Source organism: Bacillus lumedeiriae (assembly GCF_044891285.1).
In the GTDB taxonomy this organism is placed as follows: Bacteria; Bacillota; Bacilli; order Bacillales; family Domibacillaceae; genus Pseudobacillus; species Pseudobacillus lumedeiriae.
This window is the reverse complement of the sequence record NZ_JAUIYO010000006.1, coordinates 14,083-36,626: the sequence shown is the minus strand read 5'-3', so window position 1 is coordinate 36,626 and position 22,544 is coordinate 14,083. Positions and strand designations below refer to the sequence as shown.

19 protein-coding genes and 2 pseudogenes are annotated in these 22,544 nt (G+C 39.3%); 17 read left to right on the top strand and 4 right to left on the bottom strand.

What is annotated here, in order from left to right:
- Positions 1-4 precede the first annotated feature (4 nt).
- From QYG89_RS09770 to QYG89_RS09740, 7 genes are all read left to right on the top strand, one after another.
- A complete protein-coding gene (locus QYG89_RS09770; RefSeq protein WP_404316814.1) occupies positions 5-1,456 on the top strand; it encodes an oligosaccharide flippase family protein in 1,452 nt (483 codons plus the stop codon).
- Positions 1,457-1,646: 190 nt separating this feature from the next.
- Complete coding sequence (locus tag QYG89_RS09765; protein WP_404316813.1) at positions 1,647-2,390, top strand: YveK family protein; 744 nt, start codon at positions 1,647-1,649, stop codon at positions 2,388-2,390.
- Positions 2,380-3,081, top strand: a complete 702-nt coding sequence (locus QYG89_RS09760) for a CpsD/CapB family tyrosine-protein kinase (RefSeq protein WP_404316812.1) — start codon at positions 2,380-2,382, stop codon at positions 3,079-3,081. Before QYG89_RS09765 ends, QYG89_RS09760 begins: the two co-directional genes overlap by 11 nt.
- A gap of 103 nt (positions 3,082-3,184) precedes the next feature.
- Complete coding sequence (locus QYG89_RS09755; RefSeq protein WP_404316811.1) at positions 3,185-3,955, top strand: tyrosine-protein phosphatase; 771 nt, start codon at positions 3,185-3,187, stop codon at positions 3,953-3,955.
- Positions 3,956-4,161: 206 nt separating this feature from the next.
- Complete coding sequence (locus QYG89_RS09750) at positions 4,162-5,238, top strand: O-antigen ligase family protein (protein WP_404316810.1); 1,077 nt, start codon at positions 4,162-4,164, stop codon at positions 5,236-5,238.
- Positions 5,239-5,256: 18 nt separating this feature from the next.
- Entirely contained in the window at positions 5,257-6,165 is a 909-nt protein-coding gene (locus QYG89_RS09745; protein WP_404316809.1) for a glycosyltransferase, read from the top strand.
- An 84-nt stretch (positions 6,166-6,249) separates the two neighbouring features.
- Positions 6,250-8,202: a GTP-binding protein gene (locus QYG89_RS09740; protein WP_404316808.1), complete on the top strand. Its 1,953-nt coding sequence runs from the start codon at positions 6,250-6,252 to the stop codon at positions 8,200-8,202.
- A gap of 135 nt (positions 8,203-8,337) precedes the next feature.
- On the opposite strand, the gene QYG89_RS09735 is transcribed toward QYG89_RS09740, so the two are convergent.
- Positions 8,338-9,180 (bottom strand): peptidoglycan bridge formation glycyltransferase FemA/FemB family protein, encoded by an 843-nt coding sequence (locus tag QYG89_RS09735; RefSeq protein WP_404316807.1) that lies wholly within the window; start codon positions 9,178-9,180, stop codon positions 8,338-8,340.
- Between the two features lie 509 nt (positions 9,181-9,689).
- Here QYG89_RS09735 and QYG89_RS09730 point away from each other — a divergent pair.
- From QYG89_RS09730 to QYG89_RS09720, 3 genes and pseudogenes are all read left to right on the top strand, one after another.
- Positions 9,690-10,469 (top strand): annotated as a pseudogene (locus QYG89_RS09730) (HAMP domain-containing protein); the annotation flags it as partial.
- Positions 10,464-11,414 (top strand): methyl-accepting chemotaxis protein, encoded by a 951-nt coding sequence (locus QYG89_RS09725; RefSeq protein WP_404316960.1) that lies wholly within the window; start codon positions 10,464-10,466, stop codon positions 11,412-11,414. The pseudogene QYG89_RS09730 and the gene QYG89_RS09725, both read left to right, overlap by 6 nt.
- 100 nt (positions 11,415-11,514) lie before the next feature.
- Positions 11,515-11,787, top strand: coding sequence for a hypothetical protein (locus tag QYG89_RS09720; protein ID WP_404316806.1), 273 nt, complete (start codon positions 11,515-11,517; stop codon positions 11,785-11,787).
- A gap of 241 nt (positions 11,788-12,028) precedes the next feature.
- Here QYG89_RS09720 and QYG89_RS09715 read toward each other — a convergent pair whose 3' ends face one another.
- The 3 genes from QYG89_RS09715 to QYG89_RS09705 all read right to left on the bottom strand — a co-directional run bounded on the left by QYG89_RS09715 (position 12,029) and on the right by QYG89_RS09705 (position 17,182).
- Positions 12,029-15,085, bottom strand: coding sequence for an efflux RND transporter permease subunit (locus QYG89_RS09715; RefSeq protein WP_404316805.1), 3,057 nt, complete (start codon positions 15,083-15,085; stop codon positions 12,029-12,031).
- A gap of 293 nt (positions 15,086-15,378) precedes the next feature.
- Entirely contained in the window at positions 15,379-16,353 is a 975-nt protein-coding gene (locus tag QYG89_RS09710; RefSeq protein ID WP_404316804.1) for a sensor domain-containing diguanylate cyclase, read from the bottom strand.
- On the bottom strand, positions 16,346-17,182 hold the full coding sequence (locus QYG89_RS09705; protein ID WP_404316803.1) for an alpha/beta fold hydrolase: 837 nt from the start codon (positions 17,180-17,182) through the stop codon (positions 16,346-16,348). Before QYG89_RS09705 ends, QYG89_RS09710 begins: the two co-directional genes overlap by 8 nt.
- Before the next feature lie 366 nt (positions 17,183-17,548).
- Here QYG89_RS09705 and hemG point away from each other — a divergent pair, with 366 nt between their 5' ends.
- The 7 genes and pseudogenes from hemG (at position 17,549) to QYG89_RS09670 (ending at position 22,484) form a co-directional block, all read left to right on the top strand.
- Positions 17,549-18,928 (top strand): protoporphyrinogen oxidase, encoded by a 1,380-nt coding sequence (hemG, locus tag QYG89_RS09700; RefSeq protein ID WP_404316802.1) that lies wholly within the window; start codon positions 17,549-17,551, stop codon positions 18,926-18,928.
- Positions 18,929-19,100: 172 nt separating this feature from the next.
- Positions 19,101-19,289, top strand: a pseudogene (locus QYG89_RS09695) (TetR/AcrR family transcriptional regulator); the annotation flags it as partial.
- A 108-nt stretch (positions 19,290-19,397) separates the two neighbouring features.
- A complete protein-coding gene (locus QYG89_RS09690; protein ID WP_404316800.1) occupies positions 19,398-19,742 on the top strand; it encodes a hypothetical protein in 345 nt (114 codons plus the stop codon).
- A 19-nt stretch (positions 19,743-19,761) separates the two neighbouring features.
- Positions 19,762-20,598 carry a substrate-binding periplasmic protein gene (locus QYG89_RS09685; protein ID WP_404316799.1) on the top strand — a complete coding sequence of 279 codons (837 nt, stop codon included), beginning with the start codon at positions 19,762-19,764 and terminating at the stop codon, positions 20,596-20,598.
- Positions 20,599-20,630: 32 nt separating this feature from the next.
- Positions 20,631-21,275 carry an amino acid ABC transporter permease gene (locus QYG89_RS09680; RefSeq protein ID WP_404316797.1) on the top strand — a complete coding sequence of 215 codons (645 nt, stop codon included), beginning with the start codon at positions 20,631-20,633 and terminating at the stop codon, positions 21,273-21,275.
- A 14-nt stretch (positions 21,276-21,289) separates the two neighbouring features.
- Entirely contained in the window at positions 21,290-22,027 is a 738-nt protein-coding gene (locus QYG89_RS09675; protein WP_404316796.1) for an amino acid ABC transporter ATP-binding protein, read from the top strand.
- A 31-nt stretch (positions 22,028-22,058) separates the two neighbouring features.
- Positions 22,059-22,484: an OsmC family protein gene (locus QYG89_RS09670; protein WP_404316795.1), complete on the top strand. Its 426-nt coding sequence runs from the start codon at positions 22,059-22,061 to the stop codon at positions 22,482-22,484.
- The last annotated feature ends 60 nt before the right edge of the window (positions 22,485-22,544 follow it).

The window sequence follows — 22,544 nt, the reverse complement described above, 5'->3', positions numbered from 1 at the left end:
AGAAGTGGGGAGTGAAAGAAAAAATTCTATTGGTAAAAATATATTTCATTTGTTTTATAGTACGGCTTTTTCTAGCGGGCTGAATGCTCTTACACTTGTGATTCTAGCTAATTATCTCGATTCTCCAAGCTACGGGATGTTTAGTGTTGCGCTCGCATTTGCACTCATTATGGGCTATTTCACAGATGTGGGAGTAAGTGTAAGCGTGCTTCGGGAAGGGGCAAAGAAAGAAGTTAGTCTATCTGCTGTTATTTCTTCTTATATTAAAATCAGGATTGTATTATTAGGCATTACGTTTGCGTGCGGTTTTTGTCTGATTTATTTAATTTACCATAGTAATACAGAATTAATAAAAGCGATGTATTATTTAACCTTTCCAATGGTAACAGGGCTGGCTCTGCAGAGTATCAGTATTACTTACTTTCAATTAACGGAAAAAATGCAGTATTTAGGGTTTATCCGTATTCTTTCGGCCGTGCTCCTTGTTCTTTCCGTCTCATTGGGGATGTTTTTTTCACTGCGGCCCAATCTCATATACCTTGTATATGGCTGCTCTTATTTGCTGGCTGGAATAGGAGGGATGTATTTAATTAGCCAAAGGATCGCTATTCGTTTGAGGAGTGCCTTTCATAAGGGGCTGTTGAAGAATATCTTATCCTTTATCGTAAGCGGACTATTGATTGTTATTCTTCCACAGATTGGCCCTATTGTCTTAGAAAAGACGTTAACGTTAAAGCTGGTTGGCTTTTTCGCTGTTGCTTACCGCATTCCATTTTCCTTGTATCAAATTCCAGGTGTGCTGGCAGGAGCTTTCTATCCAGCTTTGTTCAAACGTTATAACAGCAAAGGGATCGAGGAGCATTTGCAGTTAAATATCATGCAGCTCAAACTGATGGCATTAACGGGAATGGCAGTGACGATTCCTTTGTACTATATGCCAGAGATCATTATAGGCTCGTTGTTTGGCAAGAAGTGGCTGTTTGCTTCTAGTGCCTTGCAAATATTGTCTTTTTTACTAGTGCTGCAAAGTGTAAATGTAGCTCTGGCTGATGGACTGACAACAAGAGCCCTGCAGTCCCGCCGTACGATTGTTCAGGCAGCAGCAGTTGTCGGAGGGGTAGGTTTTTATATATTGTTTAGCCAGCGGTATGGTGTAGAAGGAGCGGCTTTCGCTGGAGTGGCTGTTGAGCTGCTTTGCTTGGCTGGCTTTTGGTTGTTAAACCCGTCAAGAAAAACATTGGCAATAAAAGTCCTGCTTCCTTATCTCGGTTCGTTTGCTCTTTTATTTGTCCTTATTACGTACTTTTTTTACACACATCCTGTTCTTGCTGCCGTTCTTCATCTGCTGTGTCTGTTAATCATCATAGCAGCAGATCCACAGTTGATCCGAAAATTAATCGATATTACCAATAAAAAACGAATTCTCAGGAAAAAGGCGGTAGATCCTAGGGGATAAGGGAAGTCATGTTAATCAATCGATAAAATTAGAAGGCCGTTCAATATTGAATAAGTAGAACTGTGTCTATTACTTTCATTAGTAATCCTGATTTGGCAATAAATCAATCTCCTTATTAAAGCCGCAGCATAGACATATAAATGGGGAGCTGTTTGCTTATGAGTCAATCCTAACATCAGGGGTGGAAAACATGGAGGAAAAAGTAAGCTTGCGTGAGTTAATAGGTACGCTTCGAAAGCATTTAAAATTAATGTTGTTTATTACTTTTATGGCTGCTTTGACTAGCGGTATTATTAGTTATTTTGTTCTTACCCCTGTATATCAAGCATCGACACAGCTGCTTATCAATCAGGCAAATGCAGAGAAGCAGATTTATAGTCCGGTGGAAGTGCAGGCGAATCTGCAATTAATTAATACGTACAATGTCATTATTAAAAGCCCGGTCATTCTAGAAAAAGCAGTCGGCCATTTGAAGCTAGATTTAACGGCAGAACAACTGAACGATAAAATTACTGTGCAAAGTGAACAAGATTCTCAAGTAGTGAATGTATTTGTTCGGGACACTAATCCAAAGAGGGCTGCATCCATTGCCAATGAAGTAGCTGCAGTCTTTCAAACAGAAATCGTAAAAATTATGAATGTTGATAACGTTAGTATATTGGCGAAAGCAAACGTTCCGGAAAAGAAGAAACCCGTGAAGCCGCGGCCATTATTAAATATTGCTATAACAATTATGCTTGGTTTAATGACAGGTGCAGGAGCCGCTTTCTTGCGCGAATATTTAGATAACACAATTAAAGATGAACAGGATGTTGAGCGCTTACTAGATCTGCCTATGCTTGGAAGTGTGGCAGTGATCACGGTAAAGGAAGGAGCATCAACAGGATTGGAGGAAAATAAAACAGCATTTGGAGGTGAAACGATTGGCTCTTAGAAAAAAGAAAAAGATAGAAATCGGTTTAGCCCCAAGAAAGTTAATCGCCAAAATGGATCCAAAGTCACCGATATCGGAGCAATACCGATCCATTCGCACGAGTATCTTGTTTTCTTCGGCAGATCAAACCATTCGTTCTTTTATGGTAACTTCTGCCGGACCGGGTGAAGGAAAATCAACGGCAGCCGGAAATCTGGGTGTTGTGTTTGCACAGCAAGAGAAAAAAGTACTTTTAGTTGATGCAGACATGCGCAAGCCAACGATGCATTATACATTCAATCTAACGAATCACATCGGCTTGACGAATGTGTTGACAGGACAGATAGATCTTTTGCAAGCAGTTAACGAAACAGATATTCCTTTTCTAAACATTTTAACATCGGGACCCATTCCGCCAAACCCTGCCGAACTGCTTAGCTCGAGAGCCATGGTTGATTGTCTCGCAGAAGCGCATGAAAGGTTTGACGTAGTCATTTTTGATACACCTCCTGTCCTTGCCGTCACGGATGCTCAAGTGCTCGCAAATCAGTGTGACGGTACAGTGATGGTTATTAATAGCGGAAAGACGGAAATTAATCATGCTTTAAAAGCGAAAGAACTCTTGCAGACAGCCAAGGCAAAAATGCTGGGAGTCGTCTTAAATAATAGAAAGATGAATCAATCAAATTACTATCATTATGATAATGGATAAATGAACATTTTTTCACAAATAAGTGTTCTCTATATGTAAGCATCATTGTATAAGGTATACAGCTAACGGCACTGCTGTATTAAATGTAGAAGGAGGCGGTCGTGTGGTTGACCTTCATTGTCACATACTACCTGGTGTAGATGATGGAGCAGAAACACTAAAAGATAGTTTAACTATGGCAAAAGAGGCGGAAAAAGAAGGGATTAAAACGATAGTGGCCACCCCTCACCATAAAAATGGGTTATACAACAATGAGAGGAAAGATATTGTAGCGGGCATAGAAGAATTAAATAAAGAATTAAAAGAAGCCAGAATAAATGTCCGAATTCTTCCTGGACAGGAAATCCGGATTCATGAAAAAATGGTTGAACATTTAGATGGCGGACAATTGCTGACACTGGGAGGAAGTTCCTCTTACTTATTCATCGAGCTTCCTCCTAATCACGTGCCCTGCTATACAGAACAGCTGTTATTTGATATTCAGATGAAAGGAGTGATCCCGATCATCGTTCATCCGGAACGAAATCAAGAATTCATTCAACACCCGGATAAATTATATCGATTTGTAAGGAATGGAGCGGCCACACAAATTACCGCGGCTTCTTATGCAGGCTATTTCGGCAAAAAGATTCAAGATTTCACGGGGCAGATGATTGAAGCTAATTTAACGCATTTGATGGCATCGGATGCTCATAATGTAAGCAGCCGTGGTTTTCATATGGCAAGAGCATATGAGTGCCTGCAAAAGAGAAAGGGAACTGACTATGTATATTACTTCCAAGAAAACGCAGAGCTAATTGTGAGGGGCAAGCATATTGACAAAGAGCCGCCGGAGCGAATTCGGCCCAAAAAGAAGTTTCTCGGATTATTTTAAGGCATTCAGAAACGGATCAACATCGGATAAGAAGTTTTCTGTCAGAGCTGAAAAAATTAAATAATAAAATAAGTGAGTAGATGAACATGTATATTTCAGTGAAAAGCATAAAATTTTGTTTGATTTGTTTGATTACTCTTTTAGGGCTCTTAAGTTATTTTCCAATATTTACACAAACGGTTTCCTACTCTATCATAGCAGGGTGCATGACAATCGCTTTTTTAGTTTTATTAAAGGGGCTATCTAAGCAAGAATTGAAATATGTGATCAACAGACAAGTCATCATTATGATCCTTTTATATGCGATTATTGCCATTCAATTAATCAATAGTATAACAGGCCAGCTTGGTGTAAGCGGTATGTTAAAAGGGCTTTTTTATCCTATCAGTTTTTTTTATACTTGCTTGCTTGTACCACACTTTATATTAAAAATGAAAATGGAAAGTAGATTCGCACATTTATTAATATATACAGGGCTATGCTTCAGTGCGTATACACTTATATACTCCGGTATGATGTCTATTCCCTCTTTTGACATTCCATCATTACAAACAGCTCAATTTATTTATGTTCATTCCCTTATTGATTCTAATTACCAGGGAGCTATTGTTTCAATAAGCAGCGTAATGTGTCTCTATATGATTTTTATCAAACATCCAATGAAAATCGTTTATTTGATGATATTTAGTATAAATTTTTTCAACTTGATCGTTTTATCTTCAAGAGCGTCGATGTTAGCGGTAATGATTTCTCTCTTCTTATTTATCTTTTTATTAGGATCAAGGTTATTAAGGGCCTCCACGATAGCAGCCCTCCTTTTGATCATCATCTGTTATCCCATGTGGCAAGGTTTTATTTTTTCTAATGATGTTTTGTACAATAATGTTTTTGATGCTGAAAGAGGAAGTACCGGGAGAGTGGAAATTTGGAAAGAGGTCTGGGGAAGGGTATCCAATCATATTATGATAGGCATGGGATCTGACAAAATTGAAGTGGAAGTCGCGGGTTATTATGTACAATCTTCTCATAATTCGTTTTTGGATTTTTTAATATCACATGGTTTTGTCGTTCTGTGCTTGTATGTAATTATTTTTATCATTGCGATAGTCAAATCTATTTCTACGATTAAATATGAGCCGTTTTTTTTCATCCTTATTTCTCTATTAGTCATCATGAACTTTACGACCCATAATGTTGGAGGTGTATCTTATATTCCTCAAGTATTAGGGATTTTGCTTGGATTCATTTATATACAACGGAAACCAACAAAGGCTGCTGAATAGCAGGGGGTGTAGGGTTATATGGATGTTTTGCTTATTCACAAAAATAAAGCTTATTTACCAGAAATATCCGCCTATAAAGAATACTTTAATAAACATTCTACATTTGTTTTTCATGACATCAATGATGTAAAGAAGGAAGACATAGGTGATTTTGACGCGTTATGGACTTTTATGGGCATCGAGGCATTGCGTCGGCCCAATAAAGATCAACTCATCATACATGAGTATAACTCTTTATCTGTGGGTGACTTTTCTTATATAAAAGATTTTTTTAAAAAACATCTAAATATGAAACCAGACCTTAGAATATTTCTTAATCAGCAAGTAAAAGAAAAGTATAATTTTAAGGAAGGCATACCTTATTTGTATCGGGATATGGGAATACACGATAGTTTTTTTATAACATACGAAGCAAAGAAGGAGTATGATTTTACTTACGTAGGTTCTGTATCAAAAGAAAGAAACACGCACCATTTATTAAATCATTTTAAAAATAAACTAAAGAAACAAACGATTCTTTTAGTTGGACATCCGCCAGATGAGATCTACCAAGAGTTTAAGAGGTGTCCAAATATAGTATTTACTGGAAGCGTATCTTATACTGATGTGGCTTCTTTGGCCTCGAAAGCAATTTATGGGATTAATTATATGCCGGATAGGCATCCGTTTAATTTGCAAACCTCTACGAAGTTAATCGAGTATTTTGCTATGGGACTGAAAGTTATTACTACAGATTATAAATGGGTACAGTATTTTGAAGAAAAAAATAATATAAAAATATTTAAAATTGATGAGGATCTTACTAATTTTAATATGGATTCGGTCAGCAACTTTAATCATCAAAGAATGGATGTAACAAAGTATAAATGGGAAAAGGTACTTGAAGAAGCAAAAGTTATTCAATGTTTAAATAAGCTGTTAACTTAAAATGGATGGGAAGAGCTGATATAGCCCCCTCTTTTTTTGATATAATGCTTTGTAGATTCTTTAGAGGCGCAAAGAGGTGGCACAATGAATAAAACGATTGGTGTATTCGCACATGTTGATGCTGGGAAAACAACCTTTTCCGAACAGCTTCTTTATCATACGAACAGCATTAAGCAAAGAGGCAGGGTCGATCATAGAGATGCTTTTCTTGATAGTCATGAGATCGAGAAACAACGAGGGATTACGGTTTTTGCGGATCAAGGAATGTTCTCTTATCATGACGCCACTTATTATTTGATTGATAATCCAGGCCATGTTGATTTTTCACCAGAGATGGAACGCTCCATTCAAGTGATGGACTATGCGATTGTCATTATCAGTGCGGTAGAAGGAGTGGAAGGCCATACAGAAACCGTCTGGCAGCTGCTTAGAAAGCACAACATACCCACACTTTTCTTTATTAATAAAATAGATCGGACAGGAGCAGACGTTGAACGAGTGCTGGAAGAAGTTCGAGCGGACTTGTCAGCTGATGTTTGTGACATAACAGAATCTTTTCATCAAGGTGAAATGAAAGAAGAGCTGATTGAATTTATTGCTGAGCGGAATGACATTCTGTTTGAACAGTATTTGGAAGAAGGATATCAAAAAGATTTATGGCTGCACACGATGATTGAAATGATTAAGGAAAGTAAAATGTTTCCGTGTGCAAGCGGTTCTGCACTGCAGGATATTGGTGTCGGCGAGTTTTTAGAGACATTCGATGAGCTGACAGTTACTCATTATCCAAAGGAAGAACCGTTTTCCGGCCGTGTGTATAAAGTTCGTCATGATGATAATGGAACGAGGATCACTTTTATGAAGGCGTTAAGCGGAACGTTAAAAGTGCGTGACGAAATCGGTTATGGGGATAAGGAGCATGAGATTACTGAAAAGGTTACGCAAATCAGAGTGTACAATGGAAGCAAATTCAAAACGGCCGATCAAGTAGCGGCAGGCGAGCTTTTTGCTGTCGTGGGATTGTCAGGAGCCTCTGTAGGTGATGGAGTAGGAGCGTTAAAGGAGAAAGCTGTCTATGAAATGATCCCTACGTTAAAATCTAAAGTCATCGTTGATTCATCTGTTCATATAAAAGAGGCTTTACGCTGTTTTAACATATTAAACGTGGAAGACCCTTCTTTAAATGTGACGTGGGAAGAAAGTTTGCAGGAAATCCACCTTCATGTGATGGGAACGATTCAATTGGAGGTTTTGAAGCAGGTTGTCAACGAGCGGTTTCATTTCGATGTCTCTTTCGGTGAGCCTGAAATTATTTATAAAGAAACGATTGATACAACGGCAGCCGGCTATGGTCATTTTGAACCGTTAGGGCATTATGCGGAGGTGCATTTAAAATTAGAGCCTGCTGAAAGGAACAGCGGGATTACATTTAAGAGTGAATGTCACGTGAATGACTTGACGATAGGGAACCAGAACTTAGTTCGTCACCATATTTTTGAAAGAGAACACCACGGTCTGCTGACAGGCTCAGCGCTAACGGATGTAAAAGTAACCCTCCTCAAAGGGCTTGCTCATAATAAGCATACGTCCGGCGGCGACTTTAGAGAAGCGGCTTACCGGGCGTTGAGACAAGGGCTGGAAAAAGCAGAAAATCTCGTGTTGGAGCCATATTATCATTTTAAAATTAAAGTAGAAATCGATCAGATGGGAAAAGTATTGTCTGATATTCAAACGGCACACGGAAGTTTTGATCCGCCAAAAACAGAAGGAAATAAAGCGGTTTTGACCGGCAAAGTACCGGTAGCCACGTTTATGAACTACAGCACGGAACTGGCCTCTTTCACACAAGGAAAAGGAATGATCAATATGGTCTTTGGCGGCTATGACCGATGCCATAATGAAGAAGAGGTAATTAAGAGAATTGGTTACAATAAAAGTGCAGATCCTGAGTATAGCTCGTCGTCCATTTTTTGTTCAAAAGGACAAGGTTATACCGTTGCCTGGGATCAGGCAGAAGCAGAAATGCACGGTTTATAAAAAAATAGTATTTGAATAATACCTGCAGTTTTTATTACCCATCAGGCTGATTGAAGGACAAATGTTTTCTATCAGCCTGATGGTATTAGAGTAGACTTTTTTTACAACCTGAACATGATAGATGGTTTGATATGTTTATTCGTAACTAGCAGTTTTAGATCTATATGGTTGGTTAGCACGGATGTATTCAGGCTTATTTTTCCACTTTAGATGAGAATAAACGATAACTAGTTTGCCTAGTAAGGTTCTCCCACGATAGGATTTAAATTCATCTGCCTCAAATCCACCAAAACCTTTTTTAAATTGGTTGATTCCCTGTCCTTCCTTATCATTTGGGTCAAGAGACAAACCGCAAAAGTCGTACCATGTGCCTCCTTTTTCCTTGAAAGAAAGAATGGATTTCCAGTGTAATAGGCGATTAGCTCTTCCAATTAAGTTTCGCTCAGAAGAATCTTTACCTGTTCGTAAAGAAGCGGAATAGAGCATGATGGATCGTTGTCCATCGAAAATGTAACCATGGCAGCAGAGTGGTTTATTTTCATATTTCACCATGGTAATGGTGAATGCATTTTTGTCACGCAGCGACTTTATCTTATCGGGGAGACAAGGAAGAATTTTTTTTGCTCGTGCGAATTTATTGAAAAATTGAGCAAACTCTTGGATCTCCTGGTCACTAGGGTGATTGATTTCATCATAAGTTAAACCCTCCCTTATGGCCCTGTTTATTTTATAGCGTGTATTTTTGTGGAAATCATGAAAAATGTCATCTTCCTGTTTTCTTAAATCTATCACTAAGGTTCGGAACATCCTACATAAAATAAAAGGGCTTTTTTTATGAGGTACTGAATGCTTTTCTGTTTCGGGAGTTTGCAAGCATGAATGAAGATGTACATCTCCTTTTTTTACATGTATGGCTGCATTCATATCGAATGTTTCCATAAATCGCAGGAACGTGCGTTTGTAAAGGATAGTAAGCATTTTGACACTCCTTGTTTGTTTTCACTCATTATTTTTAAAAATAGTTGAACTCTTTCGTGTGAGGGTCAATCACACTGACGTTGCACCCGTGAATATTGCATTCAAAAACTTTTCCCATTCATGTAATAGGATGGTTTAAGTCATTAAATAAACTATATGAACAATAAATAGGATAAATTCCCTTAGATAAAAGGAAAAAGGATCTGGTTAATTTGTAAAAAACGGAATAAATTCCGCTGCTTTGATGTGGAAAGGATCAATAAGCAGGCATAAATGGTTAAAGATACATAAATTCAATATTTGTATCAATAATCAGAATTATATATGGATACACTCCAAAAATATCTTTGCAGATTTTTGTAATAACTTTCTCTTAGTATGTGAAACAGCTAAATAAATTCCCGATCAGTCAAATGGGTCTAAATATTCAAACGATTAAATTTTATTTCAGGTACTTCGTATGGTATTATTTAGATAAAAAGTTTCATTTATACATAGGGGTATAAAAAATGAAAAAAAGTATACGTTTGAAAATGGTGTTCATCTTTTCTGTCATTGTATTGTTATCTTGTTTAGTTATTTCTTATCTTAGTTATATGTCTTCCGTTCATTTAGTGGAAGATTCTTTAAGTGATGTAACGGGAAGTATTGCCGAGCAGGCAGCTAAGACGATCGATGCGGATCGATATCAAAAAGAAATCACATTAGACAATGGAGAGAATGGATATTACAAGGAACTGCGTACGGAATTGAACGATATCAGAGAAAAAACGGGATTGACTTATTTATTTACGATGTCTCGTGAAAAAACAGAACAGGGATATGATTACTTTTATATGGTAGATGGTATGCCTGAAGGTGCTGAAGATGCTTCACAATTAGGGGATAAAGAAGATGTAAGTACGTACCCTAATATAGTAAAAGCGTTTGAAACAGGAGAAATACAGGTTGAGGTGTCTAATACGGAAGAATACGGAGCCCTTGTTACTACGTATGTTCCATTAAAGTCTGACTCTGGTGAAGTAATCGGTATTGTAGGAGCGGATTTAGATGCTGCTCAAGTCTTTGTGGCAATGGATGTTTATCAAAAGAAAATCATTAAGTGGACCATTTTTATTCTGCTAGGCAGTATCATCGTTGTGTACTTATTTACTCATTACTTAGTCAAACCATTAAAGGACTTAACCGATCAGGTTTCAAAGGCGGACAGTGGCGACCTGTCCATTGTGCTTGAATCTAATCGGACAGATGAAATAGGCACGTTAACAGCAGCGATTCAACAAATGATGAATGATCTAAAGGGAGTTATTCAGGGGATCAACGTGAATTCTGTTGAATTAGTGAATGCCTCTAACAAGCTTTTGGATAGTACGAACGAAGTAAAGGAAGGAAATTACCAGGTGGCTGTAACGATGAATGAGTTATCAAACGGGGCAGATGAGCAGGCAAGTTTTGCTTCTGAAGTTTCTCAAACGATGAAAGATTTTACCCGTCAAATTCAAGAGACAAGCAGCCAGGGAGCAGAACTCAATCATTCGTCCCATAAGGTAATAGAATTAACACATACCGGCGATACGCTGATGAATGAATCTGAGAAACAAATGGATGCCATTCATCAAGGAATGCTAGAATCGATTGAAAAAGTGAAGAGGCTGGACGTACAATCAAAAGAAATTTCGAAACTCGTTCAAGTGATTCAGCAAATTGCGGATCAAACGAATCTATTAGCATTAAACGCTGCTATAGAAGCCGCGCGGGCGGGAGAACAAGGAAAAGGGTTTGCCGTAGTTGCGGAAGAAGTGCGTAAATTAGCTGAGCAGGTATCAGGATCGATAGGGAATATTATTGAGATCGTTGAAGGTGTTCAGCATGAATCGAATGAAACGGTCAACACTTTACAGCATGGATATGCGCAAGTAGCTGAAGGAGCGCAGAAGATTAAAACGACAAGGGAAACCTTTAATGAAATTAATCACTCTATATTGAATATGCAAAAGCAAATACAGAATATTTCAGGGAATGTCAATACGATTTTCAAACAAAGCGAAGAGATTAATCATTCGCTTGAAAGTGTCGCTTCGATAGCCGAAGAGTCTTCTGCTGGAATTGAACAAACGTCAGCTTCTATTCAACAATCAACCAGTGTGATGGATGAAATTGTAGCGAGTTCCGAATCTGTTGCTTCATTGGCTGAGGAGTTAAATCGTTCGGTTGATCATTTTAAGCTCAGTTAAAAATTGGCTGTGGCATCTGAAGAAGGACCGAATAAAAAAAGTATTGGTTTGCCATAGTAAGGACGTACAGTCATTTAAAAATGATAAGGAGGTCTTCACTATGGACCACACAAATGCAACCTGGAAAAATGAAAACGTCATTTCGCAGTTACGTAATTCGGTAGATAATGTCATGATGGCTGTAGGACAGGCTCAATCAAACCCTACACAACAATTCATCCAGCAGGCACAAAGTATGATTAATCGGGCAGATAATGCACTTGATAATGCTCTTCAAAATGGCGGGCATATGGAACCGATCCATAGACTTCAAGAGCAGCTGGATCACAATAAAGAGCAGCTGCAGCAATTGCAATCATTGAAGAACGATTAACCAAAGGAACTGTCTTATAAGGGTCTGACACTTTTGCTTTAGGAAAGCTTAATCTTACTTAACGAGGAACTTACAGTTTTACGCTTCTTCTTCAATGAATTGGAAGAAACCTCTGACTGGCCGACAGAGCAGGCGGTTAAGTTCAGTGAAGATTCTGGAGATAGTCTATAATCTAGATTGAACTATATAAAAACTCCCTTCTGGGTAATGGCACGCAGCCTGCCCAAAAGGGAGTTTTTCGTTATTGATTTACATTTTCAGATGCAGTCGTATCAATGTCTTTTTTTCTTCCTTTTCCTAGCCTGCTAAAACCAAAGCCGGACGTTGTAAATAAACGATAAACGGCTGGGATTAATAATAAAGTAATAAAAGTGGCGAACATCAGGCCGGATATAATTACGGTTGCCAGCGGTGCTTGATAGTTGCCTGAAGTGCCAGATGCCATCGCTAAAGGAAGCATGCCGCCAGCAGTCGTTAAAGTAGTCATGAAAATCGGCCTGATGCGGTTTTTTCCTGCTTCTACAAGTGCATCTGGAACAGAAAACCCTTCTTTACGGAGCTGATTCGTCCGATCAATAAGAAGAATGGCATTGTTTAAGACGATACCAATCAACATGACAATACCAATTCCAGACATGAGATTAAGCTCCATCTGCGTAACAAATAATCCAACAATCACTCCGACAATTGTCATCGGGATGATAGACATCACGATCAAAGGGTGGCCCAAATGATTAAATTGAACAGCCATAACGACGTACACTAGGAAAAGCGCAATGGCTAATACGAAAACCATATCCATCATTAATTCCTGCTGCTGTTCTAGATCACCTGCTGCAGCGATTGTATATCCTGACGGAGTCTTAAACTCTTTTATTAGCTTTTGTACGTCTCGATTAACGGTTCCTAAGTCCTTTCCTTCAATGTCGGCTGAAATGGAGATAAATCGTTCTCCGTCTATATGGGAGATTTCATTTGGTGTATTTACACTTTTTAACTCAATAAAGTTGGATAACTTTTGCTCGCCGTTTTTAACAGGAACTTTCAAGTCGAGAAGGTCGGCTTTCGTATCGGTCTTTTCTTTCCATTTCACTATTAACGGGATGTTTTCTTTATTAATAGTCATTTCACCAATAGGCATTTGTAAAAAGGCCTGCTCGATAAATTGTTTTACTTGGAGTTGCGATAAGCCTGCTTTTTCTATTTCTTTTTCTTTTAATACAACTACCTGCTCCTCGGAAGTGCGTTCCATAGAATGGCTCACTTCAACAATACCATCAATCGAATGAAGCTCTTTCATAAAGTCATCTGCAACAGCCTGAAGCTGGTTGAAGTTTTCTCCTTTAATATTCACTTGAACAGGCGAGCTTCCGCCGCCGGACATTGTACTTTGAACGTTTTTAATCGGCTGGGTATCTTGCAGAGACCGGAGCGACTTTAAGATTTCTTCATTTACTTCCTTTTGTTCCTTATTAATATCATCGCCCTTTGTCATGTTAATGATCGCATAAAACATGCCGCCATTGTCCATGACGTAGTTGGATTCAACATCCTCAATCGCTTGGAGTTTTTTATGGATGTTCTGTGCAGCTTCTTCTTTCTCCTTTGCTGAAAGGCCTGTTTCTAGATTAATCATTAGTTCCGTATAACGGTTAAACATATCCGGCATGATCGTCATAGGAATTTTCGTTACGAGCAATAATGAGCCGATGAACAGCATGAAAAAGAGGGCAATGACAGCCAAGCTGTGCCGTTTTCTCTTAATTGTCCAAGAAACTGCTTGGCTATAGCCGCGGAGAAAGGGCCCTTCATGTCTGATTTTCTTTTGTTTCCGCAGCTTTAATATATTCTCAGAAAGAGCAGGAATAAGTGTGAAGGCTACGATAACAGAGCTGATGAGTGTAATAGCGACAACTGCTGAGAGTATAATCATGAATTGACCCATATCACCGCCGATAAGCCCAATCGGCAGAAAGACGACGATTGTTGTTAACATAGACGCAAGAACAGCGGCTGCTACTTCTTTTGTACCGGTTAATACAGCATTAAGATTGGCTAAACCTTGCTGCTTTTTGCTGTAGATAGATTCGAGTATAACAATGGAGGCATCGACCATCATTCCAATACCTAATCCAAGACCGATCAATGTTAAAAGGTTAAAGCTGTAATCGAATATCCACATGGACGCAAAGGTAAGTAAAACAGAAGTGGGAATGGATAGTGCAATAATAAAAGTCGCCCGCAAATTGCGCAGGAAAATAAGGAGTACGGCAATGGCAATGGCTCCACCGATTAAAATATTATCTGTTACTCCATCAAGTGATTCCTGAACATAGTCAGCTTGTGCGACAATTTCGTTTAATTCAAAGTCATTAACGAGGTTTTCCTCACGAATGCGTTCTACTTCTGCCCGTACAGCTTTTGCCATTTGGATTTGTGTCACGTTAGGAACACGGCCGACCTGGATAAAAATAAAATCTTTCGTGCCATTTTTCCAGACAAAAGAAGAACTGTCCAGCGGCTGTAAGGAAACATCAGCGACATCTTTTAAGTCAATAAATCCAGTTTGAACAGGGAGTTTAATATGTTTTATATCTTCAATGTTTTCTAATTTTGTATTCCAGCGAAGGGAAGGAGCATCCTTGTCATTGCTTAATTCACCTAAAGAAGCTTCGTTGTTTACTTGTTGAATCATTTCGACTGCCTGGGAAACATTTAATCCTTTTTCTGTCAGTTTTTCGCGATCAAATTCAATTGTCGCCTCATGCTCTAATAATCCTGAAAGTGAAACGTCTCTCACTTCAGGAAGTGCTTCTAATCTAGGTTCTAACACATGTTTAGCGAAGGAAGACATGTTTTCCATAACCCCGCCGGATACATCCATGAAAAATTCATAGCCTTGATTCGTCCCATATTGTCCCGTTGCGACCTCTGTTATGCCAGCCACTTCAGCCTTTAGCGCATTGGCGATCGATTCCACTTCTTTAGACAGCTCTTCTCCCCGACCGCGTTCAAAGGTGAGTTGAAGGGAGCTTCGTCCGATATTGGTCGTTGAGTGGACGCTTTCCACGCCGTCAATAGCTCGGACTTTCTGTTCTAAAGGGATGGTAATCGTTCGTTCCACTTCAATCGCAGCCATTTCTCCAGCATTCATTTCCACATAACCAGCATCCATTCCGATCGGGGGCAGTAACTCTTTGTCTAATTTGAAGATCGAATAACCTCCAAGCACTATGACTAAAGCCGCCATTAATCCAACTAAAATCTTTTTCTGAACAATAAAGTTTACTAGTTTCATTCTCATTCTCCTCGCTTCAATCATTTAGCTAAAGCCCTCAAGTTCCAATCATATGCATAAACGTAAGAAGAATAACTAAAATGATTTTCATATTTACTTACATAATTATAATGTAATATCCATATATGGTAAAATATTCATCATAATTGTATCTCTAACGATCATTCTTTATAACGAACGAAAGACAGATCTTTTTCTAAGACTTTAGATGTAGAAGGGATGAATAAAGAAAACCCGGACCTTCCTAGTTCGCGGGAAAATCCGGGTTTTTTGTGTTAATAAGAGAGGCGGTGCTACAGGAAAGTAAAATGAGTGACTCTGTTACGGCCGTGGTGCTTAGATGAATAAAGTGCCCGGTCGGCTTTCGATTGAAGTGTGCTTTCGGTATCTCCCGGTGTCATAGTGGCAATACCAATGCTGACTGTGATGGGCGTAATGGTCCAACGGGCATGTTCGACACTTGAACGGATTCTCTCAGCGGCAGCCAAGGACTCGCTTTGGTTCATATTTGGAAAAATAAATGCGAATTCTTCCCCTCCATACCTGGCTGCGATATCTCCATCTCTACACTGACTTTTCAATATCTGCGCCAGTTCTTCCAGCACTTTGTCCCCGGTTAAGTGCCCAAAAGTATCATTGATTTTTTTAAAATGATCGAGATCGAGCAGAAGAAGTGAAAGTGGCTGAGATGATTTAGCGGCTAAGTTGATGTTTGCGGTTAAACTGTCTTGAAAACTGCGTCGGTTTTTCAGACCTGTCAATTCGTCTGTTGTCGCTAATAGAAGTAATTTAGCGTTCAATTCCTCCATCTCTTTTTGTTTAGACTCTAAATCATTTTGTAAACGTTCCATGTCCGCTATGGCTTTTTTCTTAATTCGGTTCGTTTCTTCGGCGGCCTTTTTAGCTGCAAGCAGTGCCTGCTCATATTCATAACGCTGCCGCATTGGGATAAAAACACAATCATTTACAATAGTTCCTTCACGCTCTTTGCGTGAAGCATTGACAAGTACCGGAATATCATGATTCGTTTTTGACTTAAGCGTGAGGTACATTTCCTCCACTTTATTATGAAGTTGAATCATTGGAAAAAAATAGAGCTGGTAAAAGGAGCGGCCGGGCACCGTCAAAATCTTGCTGATATGCTGTCCCCTAAGCATATAGTGGTCATAGCCGAGTAAATTGAGCAGTGTTTTATTGATAGACAGGATTGTGCCGTCATCATTAAGAGATAAATAGCCGCACGGCGCATAGTTCAACTGTTCATCCATTGATACGACCGTCTTCTTGATTCATTGGGGACGATAAATATTCTTTTATTAAACGAATGGTTTCATCAGGGTGGCTTAGGTGAGGGCAATGCCCGGTTGCCTGCATAAAACGAAGTGTACTATGCTGAAGCCGTTTATGAATATACTCACCGACTTCCACTGGAGCGATCGCATCCTCGGCACACTGCAAAATAAGAGAAGGAATAGTGACTTTCGGTAAATCTTCCCTATTGTCTGAGAAAAAGGTGGCTGTGGCAAATTGACGCGCAATTAGTGGATTGGTCGAACAAAAGCTTTCCTCTAATTCCTTTGAGAGTTCCGGGCGATCAGGATTTCTCATGATCATTTGCGCGAGATAGTTTGCCCATCCGATATAATTCATCTCCATCATGTCGATCAACCCTGCAAGGTCCTCTTTTTCAAATCCTCCATGGTATTCTGGCGGGTCATTTAAATAGCAAGGGGAGGGACCGATCATAATAAGGCGTTCAAAATGCTTAGGTTCTTGAATAGATGCCAGCATGCCGATGGTGCTGCCAACTGAATGTCCAACAAAAACCGCATCTTTTAAATCAAGAGCAGCACATATATCAAGCAAGTCCCGGGAATAGCCGTGAAGGTTACTGTACTTATCAGGAATATAAGCCTCATAATCAGACTTTCCCGAACCCACATAATCAAAGAGAATGATGCGGTAGTCCTTTTCAAAGGCCGGGGCCGTCAGCCTCCACATGTTTTGATCGCATCCGAAGCCTGGAGCAAAAATCATTGCTTGTGTGCCCTTGCCTGTAATGTTTACATTATTACGTGAAAGAATATGCTGATTCATAAAGAAACCCCTTTTATACGGAAAATAAGACCGCCTTGCTTATTTGTGTATCTCATTTAAAGGCAGTGGTTAAAGTGGTAAAATATACCCAATAACAAAATTATATACTAATCTATGTATCCCTACAATAATAGGGGCTTCAAGAGGGCGAATACTAATGTATATTGTGCTGCCGCTAGTTTTGGAAAGCTGCTAAAACGGTAAAGTTGAAGGTATCGTGCAACTAAAGAAGATCTTATAATATGAGGAAGCCTATTGAATAAAAGAAAATAATGTGTCTATCTAATGAAGTAATGATTGAGTATCATCCCGTTGTGGTACACTTTAATTGATTTAAAAATGGACCGTAAATAGAGGTGGGCACAGGTGAAAACAGTCTTAGTTATTGGCGGCGGTGTCACTGGATTAGCTGCTATGTATGAATTACATAAATGGAAACAAGAAAATCAATCGGATGTAAGGCTAATCCTTGCAGAAGCTTCTAGTGAGCTCGGCGGGAAAATCCGTACGGTGAAAGAGGGCGGGTTCGTTATGGAAGCGGGGGCCGATTCTATGGTTACCCGTAAAGCGAAGGAGATGTCATTTATCGAGGAGCTCGGTTTGGAAGATCAGGTCGTCTATAACGCTACGGGCCGCTCGTTTATTTATACAGACGGAGAATTAAAGCCGATTCCTAGTGATGCGGTATTTGGTATTCCGGCGAGTGTCGAGTCATTGGCGAAAAGTACACTTATCTCGGCCGAAGGAAAAGTGGAAGCGCTGAAAGATTTTTATACAAAAAATGAAACGTTCGCAAAGAACAATTCCATCGGTGCGTTTCTTGAGCATTTTCTTGGAAAAGAACTAGTTGAAAAGCAAATCGGCCCTGTTCTTTCTGGTGTGTATTCCGGCAGCCTCAGTGATTTAACGATTGCATCTACATTGCCTTATTTATTAGATTATAAGGTGAAATATGGAAGTATCATAAAAGGATTGGAAGCAAATAAAGAAAAGTTTCAAAGCGGCAAGAAGTTTCTTTCTTTTCAAGGCGGCTTAATGACCCTCATTGATGCATTTGAAAGAAAGCTTGAGGAAGTAGAAATTTTAAAGAATATAAAAGCAGAAAAGATTGATAAAGTGAACAACCGTTACTCTGTATCTTTGACAAATAATGAAACGATTGAAGCGGATTGTGTAGTGCTCAGCATTCCTCACACTGCGGCTGAAACGTTATTAGATGATCCACAGCTGCAAACAGAATTTGCTGGGTTGAAAAACAGTTCGTTAATTAGCGTGTATGCAGGTTTTGATGTACCGGACAGCCTGCTGCCAGCGGATGGAACGGGCTTTATCGTCGCAAACAGTCAAGAATTATCGTGTAATGCCTGCACGTGGACAAGCCGAAAATGGACACATACGTCGGAAAGCGGCAATTTGCTCGTGAGGCTTTTTTATAAAAGCAGTCATCCAGCATTTGCTGCTCTGCAGAAAATGAATGAAGAAGAGTTGCTGCAAGTGGCACTTGATGATATAAACAAAGTCCTCGGAATGAAGCTTGAACCAGTGGTAAGCGAAGTAACGAATTGGACGGACAGCATGCCGAACTATCTGATTACCCATCCAAAAAGTGTCGAGGTGCTCGAAACTAAACTCGCTGACGCTTATCCAGGCATTCTGCTCGCTGGCTGCTCGTATTACGGGGTCGGCATTCCAGACTGTATTGAAAACGGAGAAAGCACAGCGAGAAAAGTAATTGGATTGCTTTAACACAGTGATGTAGTTTATGAATTTTAATTGGCTCAGCCTTTGGCTGGGCTTTTTGTTTTAGTATGTAGTTCATTAGCTATTCAAGTATAAAAATAATCCCGATAAAAAACATAGAAATTATTGACTAAAGGAAAATGATTTAATATGATTAGAAAAACCGACTGACTAATCAATCGGGAAGGAGGGAGAAACTATAACGAAACAAGAAGAGGTTGTAGATAGAAGAGAACAGATTTTACAAATCTCGCTGTATTATTTTGCTGAATATGGATATCATAAAACGAAAATTTCCGATATTGTTCGTGAAGCAGGAGTAGCACAGGGAACTTTTTATTGGCATTTCAAAAGTAAAGAGGCGATTGCTTTAGAAATTATTCATCGAGGACGAAAGCATCTTTTAGAGGTTATATCCCAAGGATACCGGCAATCAAAAGGAACGGTTCAGGATGCTGTAAGAGCGTCGGAAAAGTTGTTTGAAGATTTGTTTTCCTTCTCGATGAAAAACAAATATTTCATGGGCCTTTTGCTTAAGGGAATGGAAAGTGAAGATTCAGTGAACGAAGCGATTATCGAAACTCGAATAAAAATGGAAGAAGCGTTTCAAAATAACATTAAGCGAGCCATACATATGGGGATTTTACCTTCAAAGGACCCCGCTTTACAGTCAGCTTTATTAGTCAGTTTAATTGAAGGGATTCTTTCAAGGTGGTTATTTGGTCCTGCTGCATATGATTCGCGTCTTAATGAAAAATCAGCTAAAGATCTGGCGCAGGAAGTTGTAAGATTTGAGTTTTTTGGGTTGCTTGGAATATAGCGAAAAGGGAGAGAAAAAGATGAAAAAGAGACGTTCTTATTTAGCGTTCATTTTATTATTAACATTGACGCTGCTGCTAAGTGCCTGCGGCTCAAAAAGCAAGGAGGAGCCGGCAACTAAAGAAGGCGGCACTCAGGCTGGGTTATTACAGGAAGTGAAAGATCGAGGTGTGTTAAAAGTAGGCTTGATGGGAACGTATCAGCCGTACAATTTCTTGAACGAGAAAAAAGAAATGGACGGTTTTGATGCTGACATTGCCAAGGAGATTGCAAAGCGCTTAGGGGTAGATGTGGAGTTTGTTGCTCAAGAGTTTTCTGGAATGATTGCAGGATTACAGGCGGACAAATTTGATGTAGTGATTAGTCAAATGACCATTACAGATGAGCGCAAAAAACAAATGGATTTTACAGATCCTTATATTACAAACCATGTAAAAGTAATTGTTCAAAAAGATAATAATACGATTAAGTCAGTAGAAGACTTTAAAGGAAAAGATATCGGTGTAGGACTAGGAACGAATGATGAAACATACCTTCGGACAGAGCTGCTTCCAAAAGTAGGCGATTTTACAATTAAAACGTATGATGATGTCATTACTTCATTAAAGGATTTAGATGCCGGCCGAATCGATGCGACGATTAATAATATGTATGCAATCAAACCGGTTGTTGAAAAGAATGGTTTTAAAATCAAGGCAGTTGGTGAACCAGTTAAGTCCGATCAAGCGGGGATCGCGGTACGTAAAGGCAATGAAGCTTTCGTCAAAGAATTGAATAACATTTTAGGTGAAATGAAAAAAGACGGAACATACAAGAAGATTTACGTGAAATGGTTTGATGAAGAACCGCAAGAATAAGCGATGCAAAAAGAAAGGACTTCAAATGTAAAATGGATATTGTCATAGCTAATCTGCCATTTTTGTTAAAGGGAGCGTATTATACGCTCCTTATTACTGTTGTTTCTATGTTTTTCGGTCTCATTATCGGTGTCATTACGGCGATTGCGAGACTTAAGGGGAATCGGTTCGTGAGATGGATGGCCCGCGCATATGTCTCGATTATTAGAGGAACTCCGCCATTAGTGCAAATTATTATTGTCTACTATGGCCTTGTTGATTATGGAATTCGGCTGGAACCGCTAATGGCTGCTTATATTGCGTTAAGTATAAACATCGGTGCGTACATATCGGAAGCGCTGCGAGGGGCGCTGCAGTCGATTCCAAAAGGACAGACAGAAGCAGCCTATGCATCTGGAATGACGCCATTTCAGACAATGAAGCGAATTATCTTGCCACAGGCTATTCGGATCGCCATTCCTCCAATGGGAAACACCTTTGTCGGAATGTTGAAAGAAACATCACTCGTTTCTGTGATTACTGTGACAGAACTGTTGCGTTCAGCACAGTTATTAATTGCCCAATATTATGTGTACATGCCTTTTTATTTATCTATCGCAGTTATGTATTGGGTGATGAGTACAGGATTTTCTTTCCTATTAGAAAGAATTGAAAAACGTTTATCAATATATGAATAAGCTGGGGTTTTATCATGATAAAAACGAACGATTTATCAAAAAGCTTTCATGATTTGGAAGTGCTAAAACAAATTGATTTTCAAGTGAATGCTGGTGAAGTTGTTGCCATTCTCGGGCCAAGCGGCTCCGGGAAAAGCACACTTCTTCGTTGTTTGAACGGGCTTGAGGAATTGACGGGGGGCAGCATTGAAGTAAGCGGAATTGTTGCGGATGCACAGCAAAATAAAAAAGAGCGCAGTAAACGAATTCGTGATATTCGTTTACATACAGGAATGGTCTTTCAGCAATTTAATTTATATCCACATAAAACCGCACTGCAAAATGTGATTGAAGCTTTGCTTGTAGTGAAAAAGTGGAATAAGGAAAAAGCGATTGAAAAAGGAGAAAGTCTGCTTGCAAGAGTAGGGATGCTTGAAAAAAGAAATGAATATCCTTCAAGGCTGTCCGGTGGTCAGCAGCAAAGGGTAGCCATTGCAAGGGCATTGGCAATGGAACCGGATATTATGCTTTTTGATGAGCCAACATCAGCCCTTGACCCTGAGTTAGTAGATGAAGTATTAATGGTCATTAAAGAGCTGGCTAAGGAAGGAATGACGATGGTCATCGTGACACATGAAATGCAATTTGCCCGCGAAGTAGCCGATCGAATTATTTTTATGGCAGACGGAGTGATCGTAGAACAGGGAACACCAGAGAAGTTTTTCTCCAGTCCTGAAACAGAACGGGCAAGAAAGTTCTTGAAGATGGTATGAGATGAATCTAACGAAGAGAGGGATACAATAAATGAAAGTACTTGCAAAATGGAATGGACAGCGCGCTTTTACAGCTGTTGGTGATTCAGGATATGAAATGAACATGGATGCAACAGAAGCATATGGAGGGAAAGGAGAAGGAGTGACACCGACTGAAATGCTCTTAGGGGCATTAGCGGGCTGTATCGGCATTGATGTGACAATGATTTTAAAACCACACTTATCCTCCATTGAAAAACTGGAAATTGAAACGGACGGTACGAGAAAAGAAGATCTGCCAAAGGGATTCACTTCGATTGATGTGACATTTAAAGTGGACGGAAATATAGACAGCAAAAAGATCTGGCGGGCGATTAAGCTTGGAAAAGAAAAGTATTGCGCTGTTTCAGATTCATTGAAAGCAAGGGTCACCTTTCAGCTGATTTTAAACGGTGAGAAACAAGAAGAACCAATTTGAATTTCTATGTAAAATACTTTTTTGTAAAAACAAAGTTTAAAAAAGAGTAAACAGGGATAA